This is a genomic window from Stenotrophomonas sp. Sm2128 (genome assembly GCF_030985535.1).
Classification (GTDB): Bacteria; Pseudomonadota; Gammaproteobacteria; order Xanthomonadales; family Xanthomonadaceae; genus Stenotrophomonas; species Stenotrophomonas maltophilia.
In genome coordinates, this window is sequence record NZ_JAPTFQ010000014.1 from 54,971 (window position 1) to 71,726 (window position 16,756).

Genomic DNA, 16,756 nt, shown 5'->3' on the forward strand with positions numbered 1-16,756 from the left:
GTGGCATCCGGCTCGTTCACCAGTGTCAATCTGTCCCAGCTGCCTGCACCGGCGGTCATCGAAGTGCTCGATTTCGAAGCCATGTTCGATGAATCGCTGACCGCACTGCAGGCCCTGGATCCCACCTTCGACGCGCTGCTGCCGTCGGACCCGGCCTTCAAGATCCTGGAGGTCTGCACCTACCTGCGCCTGCTCGATCGCCAGCGTGTCAACGACGCCGCGCGTGGCGTGATGCTGGCCTATGCCGGTGGCAGCGACCTGGACCACCTCGCCGCGATCTTCGGCGTCGCCCGCCAGGTGCTCGACCCGGGCAGGCCGCAGGAAGGCATTCCACCGCGATATGAGAGCGATGAGGACTTCCGCCGCCGCATCCAGCTGGGCCCGGAAGGGTTCAGCGTGGCGGGGCCGGAAGGTGCCAATGTATTCCATGCGCTGAGCGCCGACCCGCGCGTGCTCGACGCCAGTGCGACCAGTCCCGCCCCCGGCGAAGTGGTGGTCTCGGTGCTGTCGCGCGAAGCGGATGGAACCGCCACCCAGGGCCTGCTGGACATCGTCGAGGCGAAGCTGAGCGCCGATGACGTGCGACCGCTGACCGACCATGTGCTGGTGAAGCCGGCCACGATCGTCACCTACTCGGTCGACGCCACGCTGTTCACCTTTGCCGGCCCGGATTCGCAGGTCGTGCTTGCCGAAGCGCGCACCCGCCTGGACCGCTACATCAGCGAGTCACATCGCCTCGGCCGCGATGTCACCCGTTCGGGGTTGTTCGCCGCATTGCATGCCGAGGGCGTGCAGCGCGTGGAGATCGTCCATCCGGCTGCAGATGTGGTGGTGGACCGAACCCAGGCCACCCACTGCGCCGGCGTGACCCTGACCCACGGCGGCACCGATGAATGAGCCGAGCACGCGCCTGATCAACGCGCGGCTGCGCGGCGCGATCGATGGCCGCAACCGCACCTTCCGCCACCCCGGCGGCGCGCTGGCGAGCCTGCAGGCGGTGTACCGCACCGATGCACGGGGGCGGCAGCCGCTGCAGGGCAGCGTCATCGAGGGCAGCAGGGTCACCCTGGCCGCTGCACCGGCGCCCGGCGAGGTCATCGATGGTGACGCCCAGGTGGTGGTGCCCTCGGCGGCAAACCTGCTACCCACCAACGCCACCCATGCCGAGCGCGCGCTTGCCCGCGCCATCGTTGCACGTCCGTTGCCGGTGGACATCACCGCGCTGTGGGATGCCGACCGCTGTCCGACCGCACTGCTGCCCTGGCTGGCCTGGGCGCTGTCGGTGGACGAATGGAAGGCCTACTGGCCCGAAGCCGTGAAGCGCGCCCGGGTGCGTACGGCCATCGCCATCCAGCGCCGCAAGGGCACCGCCGGCAGCGTGCGCGACGTGGTGGCCGCCTTCGGCGGCTCGGTGCTCATCCGCGAGTGGTGGCAGCTGCAGCCCAGGGGCGCGCCGCACACCTTCGAAGCGGTGATGACCATCGCCAACCAGGATGGCCAGTCCGCCACGGCGATGTTCGTGGAGGACGTCATCGGCGAAATCACCCGGACCAAGCCGGTGCGCTCGCACTTCACCTTTACCCAGGGCATGCAGGCCGACGCCGCCGTCGGCGCACTTGCAGCCGCCCACGCCACGGCCTTCCGCCGCCTTCAACTGATCGGAGAGTAACCCCCGCATGCGCCTGAAAATCACCGATGCCGGCTTCGCCAAGCTGGTCAATCCGCCGAACACCGGCACCAACGCCGTCCTGATCACCCAGATCGGCCTGACCTCGACTGCCTTCGTGCCGTCGGCGGGGCTCACCGCACTGCCCGGCGAGATCAAGCGCGTCGCCACCTTCGGCGGCCAGGCCGTGGGCGATGACACCGTGCACGTCACCATCCGCGATGACAGCGCCACCTCCTACACGCTGCGCGGTTTCGGCCTGTACCTGGCCGACGGCACCCTGTTTGCCAGCTACGGCCAGGCCGATCCGATCATGGAGAAGTCGGCCGCATCGATGCTGCTGCTGGCCACCGACACACGCTTCAGCGGGATCGACACGACGCAGATCCAGTTCGGTGATGCCGGCTTCCTCTATCCACCGGCCACCACCGAGGTCGTCGGCGTGGTCGAGCTGGCCACCAGCACCGAAGTCGAAGATGCGACCGACACCCAGCGCGTGGTGACCCCGCGTGGCGTGCGTGCGTACACCGACAAGCGCTTCGGCGCCAGCGCCCCGACCGCGCTGGCGAAGACGCTGCTGTCTGCGGCGAGCACCGCGGCGGCGCGCACCGCGCTGGAACTGAAGAGCGCCGCACTGAAGGACACCGGGCATGGCAACGGCCTGGACGCCGACACCCTGGACGGCAAGCACGCCTCCGAGTTCGCCCTGGCCGGTGACTTCGCCACCGTGGGCCACAAGCATGTGATTGCCGATGTGACCGGGCTGCAGTCGGCACTGGATGGCAAGGCGTCCAGGGGCGGCAACACGTTCACCGACCAGCAGTTCATCAGCGGCACGTATCCGTTGCTGGGCTTCGGTGCCGCCGGTGCCGAGCAGTCCTTCATTGGCGGCTGGGGAAATTCCAGCCTGTGGCGCGTATGGAGCGCGGACCGCAGTGCCAGCAGCGAAATCACCATCAAGCATGGCGACACGCCGCGCTGGAACGGCTCGCCGATGTGGCATGCCGGGAACTTCGCGCCTGAAGCGAAGATGGACAAGAGTGGCGGCACCTTCAGTGGCACCGTCACCATTTCCAACAACTCCCTGCGCCTGTCCGGCTGGGGCAGTACCGCGACCGATGGTGTCGTCTACTTCGGCACGGGTGACAGCTATCTCTTCAAGTCCGGATCCACGTTCACTTTCCGCAATCTGGAAGGGGCGTACACCGCTACGCTCAATGCAGGCGGAACTGTCTGGACCAGCGGCAATTTCGATCCAAGCAAGAAGCTCAGTATCACCGGCGGAGACCTGACCGGTCCGCTTCGGATGCGAGGCAATGCCGCAGGTCGTATCTCGCTCTATGACGACAACCTGGATGTCGCCAACCTCGAGATCGGTGCCGGTCTCAACACCGGCACCGACCGCAATGGCTTTCTGGTCAACCGAAATGCGAACGGCTCGCTTGCACTGCTTGGAGGCAACGGAAAAGCCAAGGTAACCGTGGATGGCGGCGTCGGGTACACCGTGCTTGCCTCCCCACCGCTCGGGACCGGATTGTGGAACAGCCAGACCGCCCTGCACTGCGTTATTCCACACGGCGGCAATGCAGACGGCATGAAGGCAACGCTGCTACGGACCGTAAATGGTGCAAATGGATGGTCCTCCGCGCGGTGGCGTCTGTACCGTGAGGTCGACGCTACGACGCAGGGCTACATCGACTTCCACGGTGACAGCACCGACGGCGACCGGGTCTTCACGTTCGCGGGTTATGGGCAGTCCTTCTGGCTTTCGAAGACAGGTGTCGTGGAAGCTCCGGCGGGATTCAACCGTCCTTCGTCGCGCAAGCTGAAGTCGGACCATCCGTTGACACCCCTGAGCTACGGCCTGGCGGAAATCGAAAAAATTGAAACCTATTTCGGCCAGTACAACTCGGATTTCGTGAACGATGAGCGATGCCGACTCTTCATGATTGCAGAGCAGCTCTCCGAAATCGTACCCGAAGCAGTCTTCGAGAATGCCGTCGACTACCGCGGTGAGAAAGTGCCGTCGATCCAGGAGTCGCAGCTGATTCCTGTCTTGGTTCGCGCCATCCAGGAACTGGCTGCGGAGATCAGGTCGCTAAAGGGAGGGAACTGACATGCCTTCAGGCTATGCCTCTGGTGGAGTCGACTTTGACGATCTGTTCGATCCCTACGCCGAGGGTCCGTTTGCTGCGGACTGCGGCTCCAGGTTGGCGGGCACCGACCTGAGCCGCCGCTATGCCCACATCCAGTACGGCAGCAAGCGTGCCGACGTAGGCCATCGCATCAACGGAATGGACGTGTCCAACCTGTGGGCGGCCCGGGGCACCGCAAGCTACCGGCCGCCCTTCCATGGCAAGGACTACTCAGCCGGCAATGGCGCCAAAACAAACTCATTCGGCGATGTCACGGCGTCGGTGCAGATCAGCCTGCTGTCCGACGGCAACTTCACCGTCCACAGCAACAGTTACGGCGGTGGCAACGATGCCACCGCCCAGGTGGATTCCGGTCGCTGGGCACCGGCGGGTGCAAACCCCAGCCAGTACGAAGTGCAGTTCACGGCCAGCAACACAGGGGCTGCTTCGTTCAGCACAAGCGCACCGTCATTCTCCTCACTTGCGACATCGCGCTCGGCAACCGTATCCATCAGCATTCCTGCGGCATCTTCCATGTACGAGAGCATCACGGTTGAGATAGCCGTTCATCTCCGTCGTTCCGGTAGCCCCGCTCAGGTTTCAACCGTATACGCCAACGTCGCCGTTTCGGGCTGGTACTGATTGCACAGCGGGCCACCGCTGCAATTATCGCGACCGCCACATTCTCCGAACATTACCCCGTCGCCTGCACAAGCCGGCACACACCCACACCGAGGAAGAACCCCGAATGACCGAATTTCTCCATGGCGTACAGGTCGTCAACATCGATACCGGTGCCCGATCGATTGCCATCGCCTCCAGCAGCGTGATCGGCATCGTCGGCACCGCACCGCTGGCCGACACCGAAGCGTTCCCCGTCAACACGCCCGTACTGGTGACCTCGCCGTCGCAGGCCGCCAAGCTGTCGGCGACCACCGGCACCGATGCCGGCACCCTGCCCGGTGCGCTCGACACGATCTTCGACCAGTCCAGTGCCGTCGTCGTTGTCGTCCGCGTCGAGAAGGGTGCCAATGAAAGCGCCACCCTGGCCAACGTGCTGGGCGGCGTGAACGCCCAGACCGGCGCCTACGAAGGCGTGCATGCGCTGCTGGCCGCCAAGTCCATCGTCGGCGTCAAGCCGCGCATCCTGGTCGCACCCGGCTTCACCCATGTGCACCCAGCCGATCCGGCCAAGCCGGAGGCCGTGCTGGCTAACCCGGTCGTGGCCGAGCTGCTTGGCATCGCCGACAAGCTGCGCGCGGTCATCATCAAGGATGGCCCGAACAGCAACGACGACGCTGCCAAGTCCACCGCCGCCCTGACCGGCTCCAAGCGCGTCTACGTGGTCGACCCCGCGCTGCTGGTGCAGTCCGGTGATGCCATCGTCACCCGCCATGCCTCCGGTGCCGTGGCCGGTGCCATCGCCCGCAGCGACAACGAGCGCGGCTGGTGGGCGTCGCCGTCGAACCTGGAACTCAACGGCGTGGTCGGTACCGCGCGTGCGATCGACTTCGGCCTGTCCGATGCCACCAGCCGCGCCAACCTGCTGAACCAGGCCAACGTGGCCACGGTCATCCGCGAAGGGGGCTTCCGCCTGTGGGGCAACCGCACCACCAGCATCGATCCGAAGTGGCAGTTCCTGTGCGTGGTGCGCACCGCCGACATCATCGCCGACAGCCTGGAAGCCGCCCACCTGTGGGCCGTCGACCGCGGCATCAGCAAGACCTACGTCGATGACGTGCGCGAGGGCGTCAATGCCTTCCTGCGCGGCCTGAAGACCCAGGGCGCGATCCTCGGCGGCAACTGCTGGATCGACCCGGAACTGAACGCAGCGGACAGCGTGGCCCAGGGCCGCTTCTACTGGGACTTCGACTTCACTCCGACCTACCCGGGTGAGCAGCTGACCTTCCGCATGCACATGAACAACAACTACGTCTCGGAGATCTTCTAAGCATGGCGCGCAACGTCCGAAAGAACTTCAACTTCTACGTCGACGGCAAGGGCTATGCCGGCAACGTCGAATCCTTCACCGCTCCGAAGCTGACGCTGAAGACCGAGGATTTCCAGGCGGGTGGCATGTTCGCCCCGACCGAAATCACCCTGGGCCACGAGAAGCTTGAAGCCGAGGCTGTCCTCATCGCCGATGACCCGGACATCATGGGCAAGTTCCATGTGGTGGAAAGCAAGGAGTACTCCTTCACCGCACGCGAGGCGCTGGAGTCCAGCGACGGCAGCATCACCGCCGTGATCCACAACATGCGCGGCAAGGTCAAGGCCATTGATCGTGGCGAATCCAAGTCCGGCGAGAAGGGCACGGTGAAGATCTCGCTCGCACTGAGCTACTACAAGCTCACCCACGGACCGCTGGTCGTCCAGGAGTTGGACGTGGTCAACATGATCGCCAAGCAGAACGGCGTGGACATGCTGGCCGGCCTGCGCAGCGCCCTGGGCATCTGACCCCGCACGCGTCTCCACAGCACCGGGGGCGCCTCGCGCCCCCGCCTTCATCGCGCTCCCTCGATTTCCAGGAACACATCCATGTCCAGCAAGACCAAGACCACCAACGACCACGTCATCGAACGCGATGGCTATGCCGAAGTCACCCTCACCCGCCCGCGCCAGGTCAATGGCGTGGAAACCGCCGTACTGCGCATGCGCGAACCCACCGTGGAAGACATGGAGCGGTTCCAGGACGACAAGGGCAGCGATGCACAGCGTGAAGTGCGGATGATCGCCAACCTGTGCGAGATCCCGCCGGACGACCTGCGCAAGCTGCCGCTGCGCGATTACGCCCGCCTGCAGTCGGGAGTCGCGCTTTTTACCACCTGACCCTGCCGCAGATCAGGCAGGGAGTGCTCGCCCTGGCCGGCCATACCGGCTGGGGCCTGCGCGAAATCATGACGCTGCGGGTGTCGAAGTTCATCTGGTGGATACAAGGATTGCCGGTACATGGCGAGTAACGTTCAAACGACAACGATCACGATCGGTGGCTCGATCTCGGGCTCGCTGAAGTCCGCACTGTCCTCCACCGAGGACGGACTGAAGAAGATCGGCAGCGAACTGGACAGGCTGGAGCGCAAGCAGCGCTCCATGAGCAAGGCGAACCCCTCGCTGGTAAAGCTCAAGCAGAACGTTGCCGGGCTGCGCCAGGAGTACGCCAGGCTCTCCAGCGAGGGCGATCGCCTGCGCAAGGTGCAGACCGGCCTGGAGCGCATCGAGAAGGCAAGCACCACCAATCTGCGTAACCGCAAGAAGCTGGGAACCTCCTTCAAGGAATCACGCACCCTGCTCGGCAGCGCAGTGACCCAGCTGGCCAAGCCGGTCGAGAACGCCTCAAGCTTCGCCCGCCAGAACCAGCAGATCGGCAGCGCAGCGGGCCTGGACAACGGCCAGGTCAAAGCACTGGGCAGGACGATCCTGGCCGAGACCGGCAACACCAACCAGAAGGCGAATGACCTGCAGCGCGCCATCCGGCTGCTGGTCGACGCCGGCATGGATGCACAGTCGGCGCAGACCAGCCTGCGCGCCATCGGCCGCACCGCCACCGTCACCGGTACCGGGATCGACGACGTCTCCAGCGCCGCCGTGGGCCTGCAGCAATCATTCGACATCGACCCTGCCAGCATGCAGTCGGCGCTGGATGTCCTAGTCGTCAGCAGCCACCAGGGCGGGCTGGGGCTGAAGGACATGGCCAAGGTAATGCCGGTGCTGGGAACGTCGTTCCAAGCGCTGAAGCTGCAGGGCAACGCAGCAGCGGCCACCATGGGCGCGGCACTGGAAGCCACGCGCCGGTCCGCGGGCGGCGCTGACCAGGCAGCCACCCAGATGAAGGGCTTCATGACATCGATCATGTCGCCCGAGCTGCAGGCCAAGGCCAAGAAGGGATTCGGCCTGGACCTGCGCAAGGTCATCAGCGACGCACAGAGCAGCGGTGGCAACCCGTTCGACGCTGCGATGCAGGCCATCATCCAGGCCACGGCCGGCGATCAGCAGAAGATCGGCAAGCTGTTCGGCGATGCACAGGCGAAGAACTTCATCGGCCCGATGATCCAGAACTGGGATCAGTACACCCGGATCCGCGACAAGGCGCTCAATGGCTCTGCCGGAACCACCGATGCGGCGTATGCCAATGCCATGCAGACCGACCCGGAGAAGATCCAGGGCGCGAAGATCGCCGTGGACAACCTGTCCAAGGCTTTTGGTGCGGCGTTGCTGCCCGCGGTCGGCGACGCGGCGGTGAAGCTGACCGAACTGCTGAACGGCGTGACCACCTTCGTGACCGAGAATCCGAAGCTGATCGCCAATACCACCAAGGTGGTGGTGGGCATGCTCGCCATGCGCAGTGCGGTGCTGGGTGCCCGTTACGCCTGGACGTTCGTGAAGGGTCCGATCCTGGGTGTGCAGAAGGTCTTCCAGCTGTTCCGTGCCGGCAACCTGCTGGCCCAGCTGGGGCGCTTCGGCCCGATGGCCATGCGTATCGCCTCGGTGTTCCGCGTCGTCGCCACCGCAGTGGGCGCCATTGGTGGCGGCCCTATCGCGGTAGCTGTGGCCGCGCTCACTGCCGGTGCCCTGCTTGTCCGCAAGTACTGGGAGCCGATCAAGGCCTTCCTGAGCGGTGTATGGGAAGGTCTCAGCAGCGCGGGCACCTCCGCGATGGGAGAGCTGATGAATGCCGTTGCGCCGCTGCGTCCGGCCTGGGAGGCCGTGAGTGCCCTGCTGGGACAGGCCTGGGACTGGCTGTCGCGGATGCTGGCCCCGGCGCAGTACACCGGAAACGAACTCTCCCGCGTGGGCGAGATCGGCAAGCTGGTGGGCGAAGCGCTGATGTTCAACTTCCGCGCCGTCATCCAGGTCGCTGGCTTCGTCGCCGAGGTCTTCAGGATGATCGGTGAGGTCATCGGCACGGTGGCTGGATTCATCGTCGTCACCTTCGGCAGTGCCTGGGACTGGGTTTCAGCGAAGGTCAGCAGCGTGATCGACACGATGATGGCCAAGATCGCCCCCTTCATGGAGGTGGTGGGCACCATCATGGACAAGGTCGGGGGCGTGCTGGGCACCGCCAAGGACAAGATCGCGCTTGGTGTGAACACCGCGGCTGATGCCTACGGCGCGATACGCGCAAACGGCGGCATACAGCTGCCTCCGGTGATGCTGGCGCCCGCCAGCATGCACAGCGCCAGTGTGCAGCCACGCATGCCGAATGCCTTTGGTACGCCGGCCGGGCGTGCCGCACCGGACATGCCTTCGCCCACCCCGCGCAGCGCCACCACGGTGCAGCAGCAGCAGACCAACCACATCACCATCCACCAGCAGCCAGGCGAATCCAGCGAAGCGGTGGCGCGCCGCACGGCCGATGAGCTGCAACGTCGCAACGCGGTTGCCGCTCGTGGTGGCCTGGCAGACAGGAACTGAGCATGAAACGCGAATTCGTAACCGGCACTGTGGACAAGCTGCTGTCGCAGTTCAAAGCCAATGACTCCGGCAACGCCCCGGTCCTGCTGATGCTGGGCGGCTTCAAGTTCAGCCTCAACACCGCGGTCTTCCGGGAGATCCAGCAATCCAACGAGTATCGCTGGCAGGCGCAGGACCGCATCGGCCAGATGGCGGCCCTGCAGTACACCGGACCGGGCTCAGCCAGCATGACCCTGCCGGGCGTCATCTACTACCAGTTCCGCGGCGCCGGCAATGAGCTCTCACAGCTGCGCAAGCTGGCCGCGCAGGGCACGCCTCATCGACTGCTGACCGGCAAAGGCGGCAACCTGGGCCTGTGGGTCATCGAGAAGATCGATGCCACCGCCAGCGAGTTCACCGCCGACAGCGCGATCCTGAAACAGGAATTCACCCTTTCACTGCGGAAGCACAGCAATGGCACGAACGTATAGCACCCGCGACGGCGACGTCGTAGACCGTATCGCGTACGCGTATTATGGCGAGCAGTCACCGGCCATCCTGCGCGCGGTGTTCGATGCCAACCCGGGCCTGGCCGCACGCGGCCCGGTACTGCCTGCCGGCGTAGCGATCACCCTGCCGGAGGTGCAGCGCCCGGCCAGCGAGCGCAAGGGAGTCGCCCTGTGGGATTGAACATCACACCGGCCTTCCGCGTGGTGGCCAACAGCCAGGACATCACCGACAGGATCATGGCGCGCTTCAAGTCGCTGCGCATCACCGACGAGACCGGCAACACGTCCGACACGCTGGAACTGCAGCTGGCCGACCACGATCCGTCCGACCCGATCCAGCTGCCACCGGTTGGCGCGGAACTGGAGGCCTTCATCGGCTATGACGGCGAAGTGCGGCGCGTAGGCCTGTACATCTGCGACGAGGTGGAGATCTCCGGCTTTCCCGGCAGCATGACGCTGCGCGCCCGGGCGGCACCGTTCGAGACCAGCAAGGGGGGCAAGAGCGACCTGCAGACGCAGAAGACACGCACCTGGAAGAAGGGCACCACGATCGGCGACATGGTGCGACGCATGGCCGGCGAGCATGGGCTGAACGCAGCGGTGAGCGCATCGCTGGCGTCCATCGTGCTGCCGCTGACGGTGCAGTCGCAGGAGTCGGACATGAACCTGCTGCTGCGCCTGGCCAAACAGCACGATGCCATCGCCAAGCCCGGAGGCGGGCGCCTGGTGTTCGTGAAGCGGGGCGAATCCACCAGCGCCAGCGGCGAGCGCATTCCCGATGTCACCCTCACCCCGGCCGATGGCAGCGACTATCGGGTAACCCTTGCCGCACGCGAAGATGCCGGTACCACCATTGCGTACTACCGCGACGTGCGCAGTGCCAAGCGCCAGGAAGTGAAGGTCGGCAGCGGTGAACCGATCATGCGCCTGCGCATGGCCTATGCCGACCGGGAGAGCGCAGAGGCGGCGGCGCGCGCCAAGCATCGCGAACAGGCACGGCAGACGCGGACGCTCAGCTACACCCTGCCCGGCCGCGAAACACTGATGGCCGAAGCCACCGTGGTGATGCAGGGGTTCCGCGAGGGCGTGGATGGCCAGTGGTTGGTCAAGCGTGCCGAGCACAGCATCGGCAGCGAGGGCTATGTCACCCGCATCGAATGCGAACAACCCAACAGCGCCGACGCAGTGAAAGCGGCCAGCAATGCCCCGGCCAGCGAAGGCGAACAGGTCGGCAGCGAAGTGTAGATTCACGCCATGCGTGGTGCTTTCCGCGCATCAACTCACGTACTGCGCCACGCCATTACCGAAGGACCAGTTCTCCTTCTTTACTTCAACAAGATTGATGAACACATCCTCGCGGCGGATGCCCACCGCCGCGTGCAGTCCATCGGCGATGCCGGCGTACAACGCCTTCTTCTGCTCCAGCGTACGCCCTTCGTTCCAGGTGATCTGGATGCAGATGAAATCGTCGGTGCGGTCCACGCCTAGATAGCCGGGGTCGTAGATCAGCGTGCCGGCGTCGTGCTGCTGGAAGATCTGGAAGCGGTCGTTCTCCGGCACGCCCACCGCGCGCATGGCCTGGTAGATGGCTTCGCCGACACGTTGCAGGTAGTCGGCGGATTTACCTTTGCGAAGATCGATGCGGGCGAGCGGCATGGTGGCACTCCAGGGAATGGGGGCACGGCACTGCCTCGAGAGTACGCCGGCCGTGAACCACGGAACAGCGCATGGATGGAATCCTGTGCCCGCATCGGTGAAGTGCGTCCCCCGAGCGCTTCGCGCGGTTGAGGGAGCCGGTGAGTCGCGCTGCCAACGATGCCGGAAAGCCGCGCTGATGGTCAGGCAACAAAAAAGCCCCCATTTCTGGAGGCTTCTTTCGTTCTGCAACATGGTGGGCGGTACAGGGATCGAACCTGTGACCCTTGCCGTGTGAAGGATGGCAACGGCCCTTGTGGGGCAACGCATCCGCCTGAAATCCCTTGATTTACCGTGTCATTGCGTCCCGCTGGATTTGGCCGCACACTGGGTTTTGCTGTTACCGCGCAGTTACGAGCCCATGAAGCAATCCAAGCGCCTCAATCCCAGCGTCGTCGAATCGGCCAAGCCCGAGGCTGCGCCCTACCGCCTGTGGGACACCGTGGTTCCGCAGCTGCACGTCCGGGTGCAGCCATCGGGCGTGAAGAGCTGGAACGTCCAATGGAGCCGGACCAGCACCCGCGCGCTGGGAAAGTGGCCTGCCGTTACTGTGGAGGCCGCCCGCACCCGCGCGCGCGCTGTGCTTGCCGAGACAGACCAGCACGGCGCACCGCTGGCGGTCATCGCCCCCAAGAGCGAACTCACCGTGGCCGATGCCTGCCGCGACTATGTGACCGCGCTGGAGAAGGATGGGCGCAAGACCGCATCGGATGACGCCAAGCGCCGGTTTGAGCGATGCCTCTACGGCGACAAGCTGGGCAAGGTGCGCCTCAAGGATCTCCACCAGGATCACATCGAGGCGTGGCGCGATCGCGTGGAGAAAGGCGACCTCCCGCCGCTGCCAGTGAAGCGCGGCCGCCCACCTGTGGCGAAGCCCTTGGCACGCTCCAGCATCAACCGCATCCGTACGACGCTGGTGGCCGCCCTGAACCACGCCGTGGCCCGCCGCAAGGTATCCCCTGATCTTGCGTTCGAGTGGAACGCCGTGAAGCCCCTCAAGGACGCCGGGCAGCGCCGGGGCCTGTACCTGGAGCGCGAGCAGCGCCGCGCACTGCTGGAAGCCGCTGAGGGGCCGGTGCGCGACCTGATCGAGTGCGTGGCTCTGACGGGCTGCAGGCCGGGCGACCCGTCGCTGTGCCTGCGCTCGGACTATGACGGCCGAACGGCCAGCGTGAGGTTCCGCAGCAAGGACCACGACCGCAAGATACCGCTCTCCCCCGCTGCCACTGCACTGTTCGACCGTCTGGCCAAGGGAAAGCTGCCCAAGGCGCACCTGTTCACCCAGGACGGGAAGAAGGTCTGGACGCCCAGCGACTGGAGCGAGCTTGTTAGGGATGCCGCAGCGCGCGCTGGACTACCTGCGGGCGTGACGCTCTACACGCTGCGCCACTGCTGGATCACCGACGCCATCGCGGGCGGCATGGACCTGCTGACCGTGGCGAAGCTCGCCGGCACGTCGCTGGCGATGATCGAGAAGCACTACGGCCACCTGGTGCAGGGCGCTGCGCGTGACAAGCTGGCACAGGTGCAGTTCCTGTAGCTGCCTACGGCTCCGCCACAACGGCCATCAATTGGGCGTAGGTGGAACGCGCAGCCTCATCTACCGGGCTGCCCTTTTGCTCCCCGTCGTTCGCAGCCGCATGGAGTCGCTCAAGCAGGTCCGGCCGCGCAAGAGAGCTCATCACAGTCATGAGCATCGCGGATGCGAGCTCGTCGCCATCCGCCGCAGCCTCGTTCGCGATCCGTAGCAGGCTCGCGTAGAACCGTAGGAAATAGCGCTCGCTCGGAGTCTGAAGCGTGTCCGGCATGAAAAAGGCCCGGCCTGATGGGCTGGCCAGAAGCAGCGCAGCCACTTCCTCAGCGTCATCGGGCTCCTTCTCCACCAGCGGATTCCCGTTGGAGAGGTGATCTCGCATTACGTCGACCACGCCGTCCAGCAGCTTTGTCGCGGGAGCCCCTTCGACCTGATAGCTCCGCAGCTGCTGCTCAATCAGGTACTCGGCGGCCTGGCTCAGGGACGTGCGCCGATCACGGGCCACGACTTCCAGGCCGAACAACAGGCTCGGCCTCAGCGTCATGTTGATCCGCTGCAGCTTTTCGCCGGGCGCACGCGGTGGCCGGCCACCCTTGTTCTTGGTCGTTGACATTGGCTATCCCGGTGTGTCTAACTACGTTCAGTGGGTTTGTGAGCATTAAACCCACTGAACCCATTCATCTAGAGCCCAACTATGTCACAGGATGCAACGAAACCCAAACTCGCCTACCCAATCGAAGAAGCTTTCGAGCAGATAGGGGTGTCACGGACCAGGGGATATCAGCTCATCAACAGCGGGCACCTCCGCACGTACAAGGACGGCAAGCGGCGTCTGTGCAGCCACTCGGCGCTAGTGGAATGCCAGCAGGCCATGGAGAGGGCATCTCAAGGGGGAAAGCCGGATGCTCCGCGCGCCTGAAATGAAAACGGCCCACCCGGTTGCAGCCGGAGTGAGCCGTGAAAGCCACGTCCGAACCGACCAAGGAACGAACTGACCATGACGCCCATCGTACACCAACCATCCCCGCCCGCAATCGGGCAAACCCCCGACGCGCATTCAGACTTTTCCGACACCGCGCGCTGGGCCACCGTCGCGCTGACCGACAGCCAGAACGCTCCCAACTACCTGCCCGGCGACGTGCTGGTGATCGACCTGGAAGTAACGGAATACCGTTACGACGCCATGTATGCCGTGGAGATCGACGGCGAGGCGCTGATTCGCTTCGTGCAGCACCGCCCGGGCGGCCTGTACGTCTACGCGCTGTCGGGCATCTACGAAGGCCACCTGATGCCGCGCGCTGCGCTTCGGGTGCTTGGGCTTGTCACCTACGCCAACAAGCTGCGGAGGGTCGGATGAGCCGCCGTCCTGCGGTTGAACCCATCGCCTGCGACTGCTGCGGCAAGCCGCTGCTGCCGGTGTTTGGCACGTTCCATCGTGTGGAGCGGGAGTTCGGGTGGGCATCCCTCCCCTACGTGCTGTGCGGTGACTGCGCCCTGCAGCACAGGGGCAACCCGTCTGAGGCCCGCGTGCGCGAGTGGATCATGACGCGCGCGGCGCGCGCTGGTGCCGAGTGGCGCCGCTCTGTCGGCCAGCTGCTGGGGGAGGCCATCCGATGAACGGTGATCTTTTCGAAGCCCTGGAGAAGAGCAACTCCGCAGCGGCTAAGCGCGCGCTGCAGGACCTGGACTCCGCTAAGACTGTGGACGTGATCTATCGCTCCCAGGTTGGCGCCTGCCTGCCCTTTACCCCCCTTCCCTTGCACTACTACGGAAAGAAGGTGGCCATCGTGATCGTAGGGGAGGCAGATGAGTGAGCGAGAAGCCCGCAAGCTGGCCAAACGACGCACGCGGGCCACGGGACGCAGCAGCAGCACCTATGTCCCGGTCTCGCCACACGTTCGCATCTATTCCTGGGAGCTGGAGTGCCAGGCATACCGAACCCTCGATCCGGTTGCACGTGCACTGCTGATCGAACTGCGCGCGCTGTATCGGCCATCCACTGGCGCTGAGGTGTTCCTCAGCGTTCGGGAGGCCATGCAGCGGGTGGGAGTCACTCAGCGGCCCGTGCAGAACGCCTTCAAGGCGCTGCTGGAACGTGGATGGATAGAGGAAGCCAAGGCCGGCAGCTTCGATCAGAAGACAGGCAGCGGGCGCGCTCGATCTTTCCTCCTAACCAACATCGGCCCTGCCGGCGATGACGTTGATGCGAAGCGGACATACATGCGCTGGAAGCCATACGCCAGCGAATGCCAAAAAATCGCGGTAGCGCCAGACGCTACAAACCGTAGCGCTTAGCGCTACAGCGACAAGGCAGCGTAACGATCAATTAACCAAAGCGTAGCGCTGGGCGCTACGGATAGAGCGATTTATGGGTAAAAACCGTAGCGCCAGACACTACACAGATAACTACTACCAGGCGGTAGCGGAGCGGAGCCGTGTTTGGGCTTCACCGCTACCGCTCTCGGCACGGGGCGCAGGGCTGCACCGGGCGCACCGGATGCACCACGTTCACCAGTGCACCACGTGCACCACCACCGCATGCGCAATGTGCGGTAAGCCCATGACAAATCCACCGACAGGCAGACCACGCACCTACTGCAGCGGCGCCTGTCGCCAGAAGGCGTATCGCAATCGCCTGTTGTTACGAAACCCATTGAGCCCCGCCGTGGATGGCGTATCGTTGCAGTTGTCGGCGATCAGCGATCCCGACACCGCACACTCCGCGATCAGCGATCCGGCAGCGGCCAATGAGTTCACTTGGCAAGCCTGTACCGGAGATTCCTGCGCGTGATTGTTAGCCCCTCCTTCGTAATCGAAAAGTCCCTCGGGCAAGGCCGCTTCGCTGGCCTGGCATGGTCCTTCATGGATACGCCTGACCGCGAGGGCGATCTCATTTTGCCGTCTGCACTGGCGCGCGCTGTCGATGCAGCCAAGAGCCGTCCAGAGATCCGCATCGAACACGATCCCGACCAGGTGGCCGGCGTGATCGACATGATGACCGTGACTGACCGTGGCCTGGAAGTAGAGGGCCAGATCAACACGGCGCAGACAATCGGGCGCAAAGCCTACGACCGGCTAAGTGATCGCTCCCTCGGCGCGCTGAGCATGGGGTTCGTCGGCAGTGCCGAAACCTCGGGCCGCAACCGCGTGTTCACCGAGATCACCGCCATCCCTGAAATCTCCCTGTGCCGCGAGCCGATGAACGCTGGTAGCCGCATCCATGCGGTCAAGAGCTGGGCGCAGGTGGATTCGGAACGCGCGCTGGAACACCTCCTGCGGGACGTGGGCATGCCCAACCGTCTCGCTCGCAAGTCGGCCGCCATCGTGTGGCCAGCCATCTCAACCGACGACGACGATGCGCGCGCTGAGACGCTCGCACGCCAGCTCGACGCCATCACCCGCTCACTGAGGAACAACGCATGACCGACGTAATCGAAAAGGCCCTGAAAGATCACAGCGAAGCCCTCAAGGGCTTCCAGAAGTCTGTCGACGCCAAGCTCGACGCCCAGCGCGAGGAGCTGGACAAGCTGACCGACAAGGTTTTCACCATGGAAGAGAAGGGCGTCAAGCTGGCGCCGGGCGCGCGCCGCAAGCAGGAATCTGTGGCCGACGCGATCAGCAAGGCGCTGAAGGATGAACAGTTCCAGCAGTTCAGTGCCGGCAAGCTGCAAACCAGCGGCAAGCTGGAGCTGGAAATCGGCCTCAAGGCACTGACCTCGTTGCAGGGCTCGCCGGAGACGCCGCCGGCTGGCTTCGACGTGCAGCCGGACGTGATGCCGATCCAGACTCCGGTGCAGCAACGCCTGCGTGTCCTGGACGTGCTGCC

20 protein-coding genes are annotated in these 16,756 nt (G+C 64.7%); 18 read left to right on the forward strand and 2 right to left on the reverse strand.

What is annotated here, in order from left to right:
- From O0K41_RS06375 to O0K41_RS06425, 11 genes are all read left to right on the forward strand, one after another.
- Nucleotides 1–897 (forward strand): baseplate J/gp47 family protein, encoded by an 897-nt coding sequence (locus tag O0K41_RS06375; RefSeq protein WP_308304458.1) that lies wholly within the window; start codon nt 1–3, stop codon nt 895–897.
- Between the two features lie 223 nt (nt 898–1,120).
- Entirely contained in the window at nt 1,121–1,669 is a 549-nt protein-coding gene (locus O0K41_RS06380) for a phage tail protein I (RefSeq protein WP_239503529.1), read from the forward strand.
- 7 nt (nt 1,670–1,676) lie between these two features.
- Nucleotides 1,677–3,782: a hypothetical protein gene (locus O0K41_RS06385; protein ID WP_049451088.1), complete on the forward strand. Its 2,106-nt coding sequence runs from the start codon at nt 1,677–1,679 to the stop codon at nt 3,780–3,782.
- A 1-nt stretch (nt 3,783) separates the two neighbouring features.
- A complete protein-coding gene (locus O0K41_RS06390) occupies nt 3,784–4,443 on the forward strand; it encodes a hypothetical protein (protein WP_049451089.1) in 660 nt (219 codons plus the stop codon).
- Between the two features lie 106 nt (nt 4,444–4,549).
- Complete coding sequence (locus O0K41_RS06395) at nt 4,550–5,752, forward strand: phage tail sheath C-terminal domain-containing protein (protein ID WP_005412458.1); 1,203 nt, start codon at nt 4,550–4,552, stop codon at nt 5,750–5,752.
- A 2-nt stretch (nt 5,753–5,754) separates the two neighbouring features.
- Nucleotides 5,755–6,258 (forward strand): phage major tail tube protein, encoded by a 504-nt coding sequence (locus O0K41_RS06400; protein ID WP_049451090.1) that lies wholly within the window; start codon nt 5,755–5,757, stop codon nt 6,256–6,258.
- A gap of 81 nt (nt 6,259–6,339) precedes the next feature.
- Nucleotides 6,340–6,630 carry a phage tail assembly protein gene (locus O0K41_RS06405; RefSeq protein WP_005408325.1) on the forward strand — a complete coding sequence of 97 codons (291 nt, stop codon included), beginning with the start codon at nt 6,340–6,342 and terminating at the stop codon, nt 6,628–6,630.
- A gap of 120 nt (nt 6,631–6,750) precedes the next feature.
- Nucleotides 6,751–9,213, forward strand: coding sequence for a phage tail tape measure protein (locus O0K41_RS06410; protein ID WP_164221325.1), 2,463 nt, complete (start codon nt 6,751–6,753; stop codon nt 9,211–9,213).
- 2 nt (nt 9,214–9,215) lie between these two features.
- Nucleotides 9,216–9,683, forward strand: a complete 468-nt coding sequence (locus O0K41_RS06415; protein ID WP_005408323.1) for a phage tail protein — start codon at nt 9,216–9,218, stop codon at nt 9,681–9,683.
- Nucleotides 9,667–9,882: a tail protein X gene (locus O0K41_RS06420; protein ID WP_111117994.1), complete on the forward strand. Its 216-nt coding sequence runs from the start codon at nt 9,667–9,669 to the stop codon at nt 9,880–9,882. The genes O0K41_RS06415 and O0K41_RS06420 overlap by 17 nt, the downstream gene beginning before the upstream one ends.
- A complete protein-coding gene (locus tag O0K41_RS06425; protein WP_123958254.1) occupies nt 9,873–10,946 on the forward strand; it encodes a contractile injection system protein, VgrG/Pvc8 family in 1,074 nt (357 codons plus the stop codon). The genes O0K41_RS06420 and O0K41_RS06425 overlap by 10 nt, the downstream gene beginning before the upstream one ends.
- Before the next feature lie 30 nt (nt 10,947–10,976).
- On the opposite strand, the gene O0K41_RS06430 is transcribed toward O0K41_RS06425, so the two are convergent.
- Nucleotides 10,977–11,357 (reverse strand): tautomerase family protein, encoded by a 381-nt coding sequence (locus O0K41_RS06430; protein ID WP_005408320.1) that lies wholly within the window; start codon nt 11,355–11,357, stop codon nt 10,977–10,979.
- 400 nt (nt 11,358–11,757) lie between these two features.
- Here O0K41_RS06430 and O0K41_RS06435 point away from each other — a divergent pair, with 400 nt between their 5' ends.
- A complete protein-coding gene (locus O0K41_RS06435) occupies nt 11,758–12,936 on the forward strand; it encodes an integrase family protein (RefSeq protein WP_308304461.1) in 1,179 nt (392 codons plus the stop codon).
- A gap of 4 nt (nt 12,937–12,940) precedes the next feature.
- On the opposite strand, the gene O0K41_RS06440 is transcribed toward O0K41_RS06435, so the two are convergent.
- Nucleotides 12,941–13,543, reverse strand: coding sequence for a hypothetical protein (locus O0K41_RS06440; protein WP_308304462.1), 603 nt, complete (start codon nt 13,541–13,543; stop codon nt 12,941–12,943).
- A 384-nt stretch (nt 13,544–13,927) separates the two neighbouring features.
- Between O0K41_RS06440 and O0K41_RS06445 the strand changes: the two genes are divergently transcribed.
- The 6 genes from O0K41_RS06445 to O0K41_RS06470 form a co-directional block, all read left to right on the forward strand.
- Nucleotides 13,928–14,287 (forward strand): S24 family peptidase, encoded by a 360-nt coding sequence (locus O0K41_RS06445; protein ID WP_308304463.1) that lies wholly within the window; start codon nt 13,928–13,930, stop codon nt 14,285–14,287.
- Nucleotides 14,284–14,547 (forward strand): hypothetical protein, encoded by a 264-nt coding sequence (locus tag O0K41_RS06450; RefSeq protein WP_308304464.1) that lies wholly within the window; start codon nt 14,284–14,286, stop codon nt 14,545–14,547. The genes O0K41_RS06445 and O0K41_RS06450 overlap by 4 nt, the downstream gene beginning before the upstream one ends.
- Complete coding sequence (locus tag O0K41_RS06455; protein ID WP_189720636.1) at nt 14,544–14,744, forward strand: hypothetical protein; 201 nt, start codon at nt 14,544–14,546, stop codon at nt 14,742–14,744. The genes O0K41_RS06450 and O0K41_RS06455 overlap by 4 nt, the downstream gene beginning before the upstream one ends.
- Nucleotides 14,737–15,225 (forward strand): hypothetical protein, encoded by a 489-nt coding sequence (locus O0K41_RS06460; RefSeq protein ID WP_308304465.1) that lies wholly within the window; start codon nt 14,737–14,739, stop codon nt 15,223–15,225. Before O0K41_RS06455 ends, O0K41_RS06460 begins: the two co-directional genes overlap by 8 nt.
- A gap of 462 nt (nt 15,226–15,687) precedes the next feature.
- Nucleotides 15,688–16,353, forward strand: a complete 666-nt coding sequence (locus tag O0K41_RS06465; RefSeq protein ID WP_308304466.1) for an HK97 family phage prohead protease — start codon at nt 15,688–15,690, stop codon at nt 16,351–16,353.
- On the forward strand, nt 16,350–16,756 hold a 407-nt coding region (locus O0K41_RS06470), incomplete at its 3' end, for a hypothetical protein (RefSeq protein ID WP_308304468.1). The genes O0K41_RS06465 and O0K41_RS06470, both read left to right, overlap by 4 nt.

Excerpts from the sequence above, each read along its gene's own strand:
- O0K41_RS06385 (WP_049451088.1), top strand. The coding sequence starts at position 1,677 with ATGCGCCTGAAAATCACCGATGCCGGCTTCGCCAAGCTGGTCAATCCG.
- O0K41_RS06390 (WP_049451089.1), top strand. The coding sequence starts at position 3,784 with ATGCCTTCAGGCTATGCCTCTGGTGGAGTCGACTTTGACGATCTGTTC.
- O0K41_RS06395 (WP_005412458.1), top strand. The coding sequence starts at position 4,550 with ATGACCGAATTTCTCCATGGCGTACAGGTCGTCAACATCGATACCGGT.
- O0K41_RS06400 (WP_049451090.1), top strand. The coding sequence starts at position 5,755 with ATGGCGCGCAACGTCCGAAAGAACTTCAACTTCTACGTCGACGGCAAG.
- O0K41_RS06405 (WP_005408325.1), top strand. The coding sequence starts at position 6,340 with ATGTCCAGCAAGACCAAGACCACCAACGACCACGTCATCGAACGCGAT.
- O0K41_RS06410 (WP_164221325.1), top strand. The coding sequence starts at position 6,751 with ATGGCGAGTAACGTTCAAACGACAACGATCACGATCGGTGGCTCGATC.
- O0K41_RS06415 (WP_005408323.1), top strand. The coding sequence starts at position 9,216 with ATGAAACGCGAATTCGTAACCGGCACTGTGGACAAGCTGCTGTCGCAG.
- O0K41_RS06420 (WP_111117994.1), top strand. The coding sequence starts at position 9,667 with ATGGCACGAACGTATAGCACCCGCGACGGCGACGTCGTAGACCGTATC.
- O0K41_RS06430 (WP_005408320.1), bottom strand. The coding sequence starts at position 11,357 with ATGCCGCTCGCCCGCATCGATCTTCGCAAAGGTAAATCCGCCGACTAC.
- O0K41_RS06435 (WP_308304461.1), top strand. The coding sequence starts at position 11,758 with ATGAAGCAATCCAAGCGCCTCAATCCCAGCGTCGTCGAATCGGCCAAG.
- O0K41_RS06440 (WP_308304462.1), bottom strand. The coding sequence starts at position 13,543 with ATGTCAACGACCAAGAACAAGGGTGGCCGGCCACCGCGTGCGCCCGGC.
- O0K41_RS06445 (WP_308304463.1), top strand. The coding sequence starts at position 13,928 with ATGACGCCCATCGTACACCAACCATCCCCGCCCGCAATCGGGCAAACC.
- O0K41_RS06450 (WP_308304464.1), top strand. The coding sequence starts at position 14,284 with ATGAGCCGCCGTCCTGCGGTTGAACCCATCGCCTGCGACTGCTGCGGC.
- O0K41_RS06455 (WP_189720636.1), top strand. The coding sequence starts at position 14,544 with ATGAACGGTGATCTTTTCGAAGCCCTGGAGAAGAGCAACTCCGCAGCG.
- O0K41_RS06460 (WP_308304465.1), top strand. The coding sequence starts at position 14,737 with ATGAGTGAGCGAGAAGCCCGCAAGCTGGCCAAACGACGCACGCGGGCC.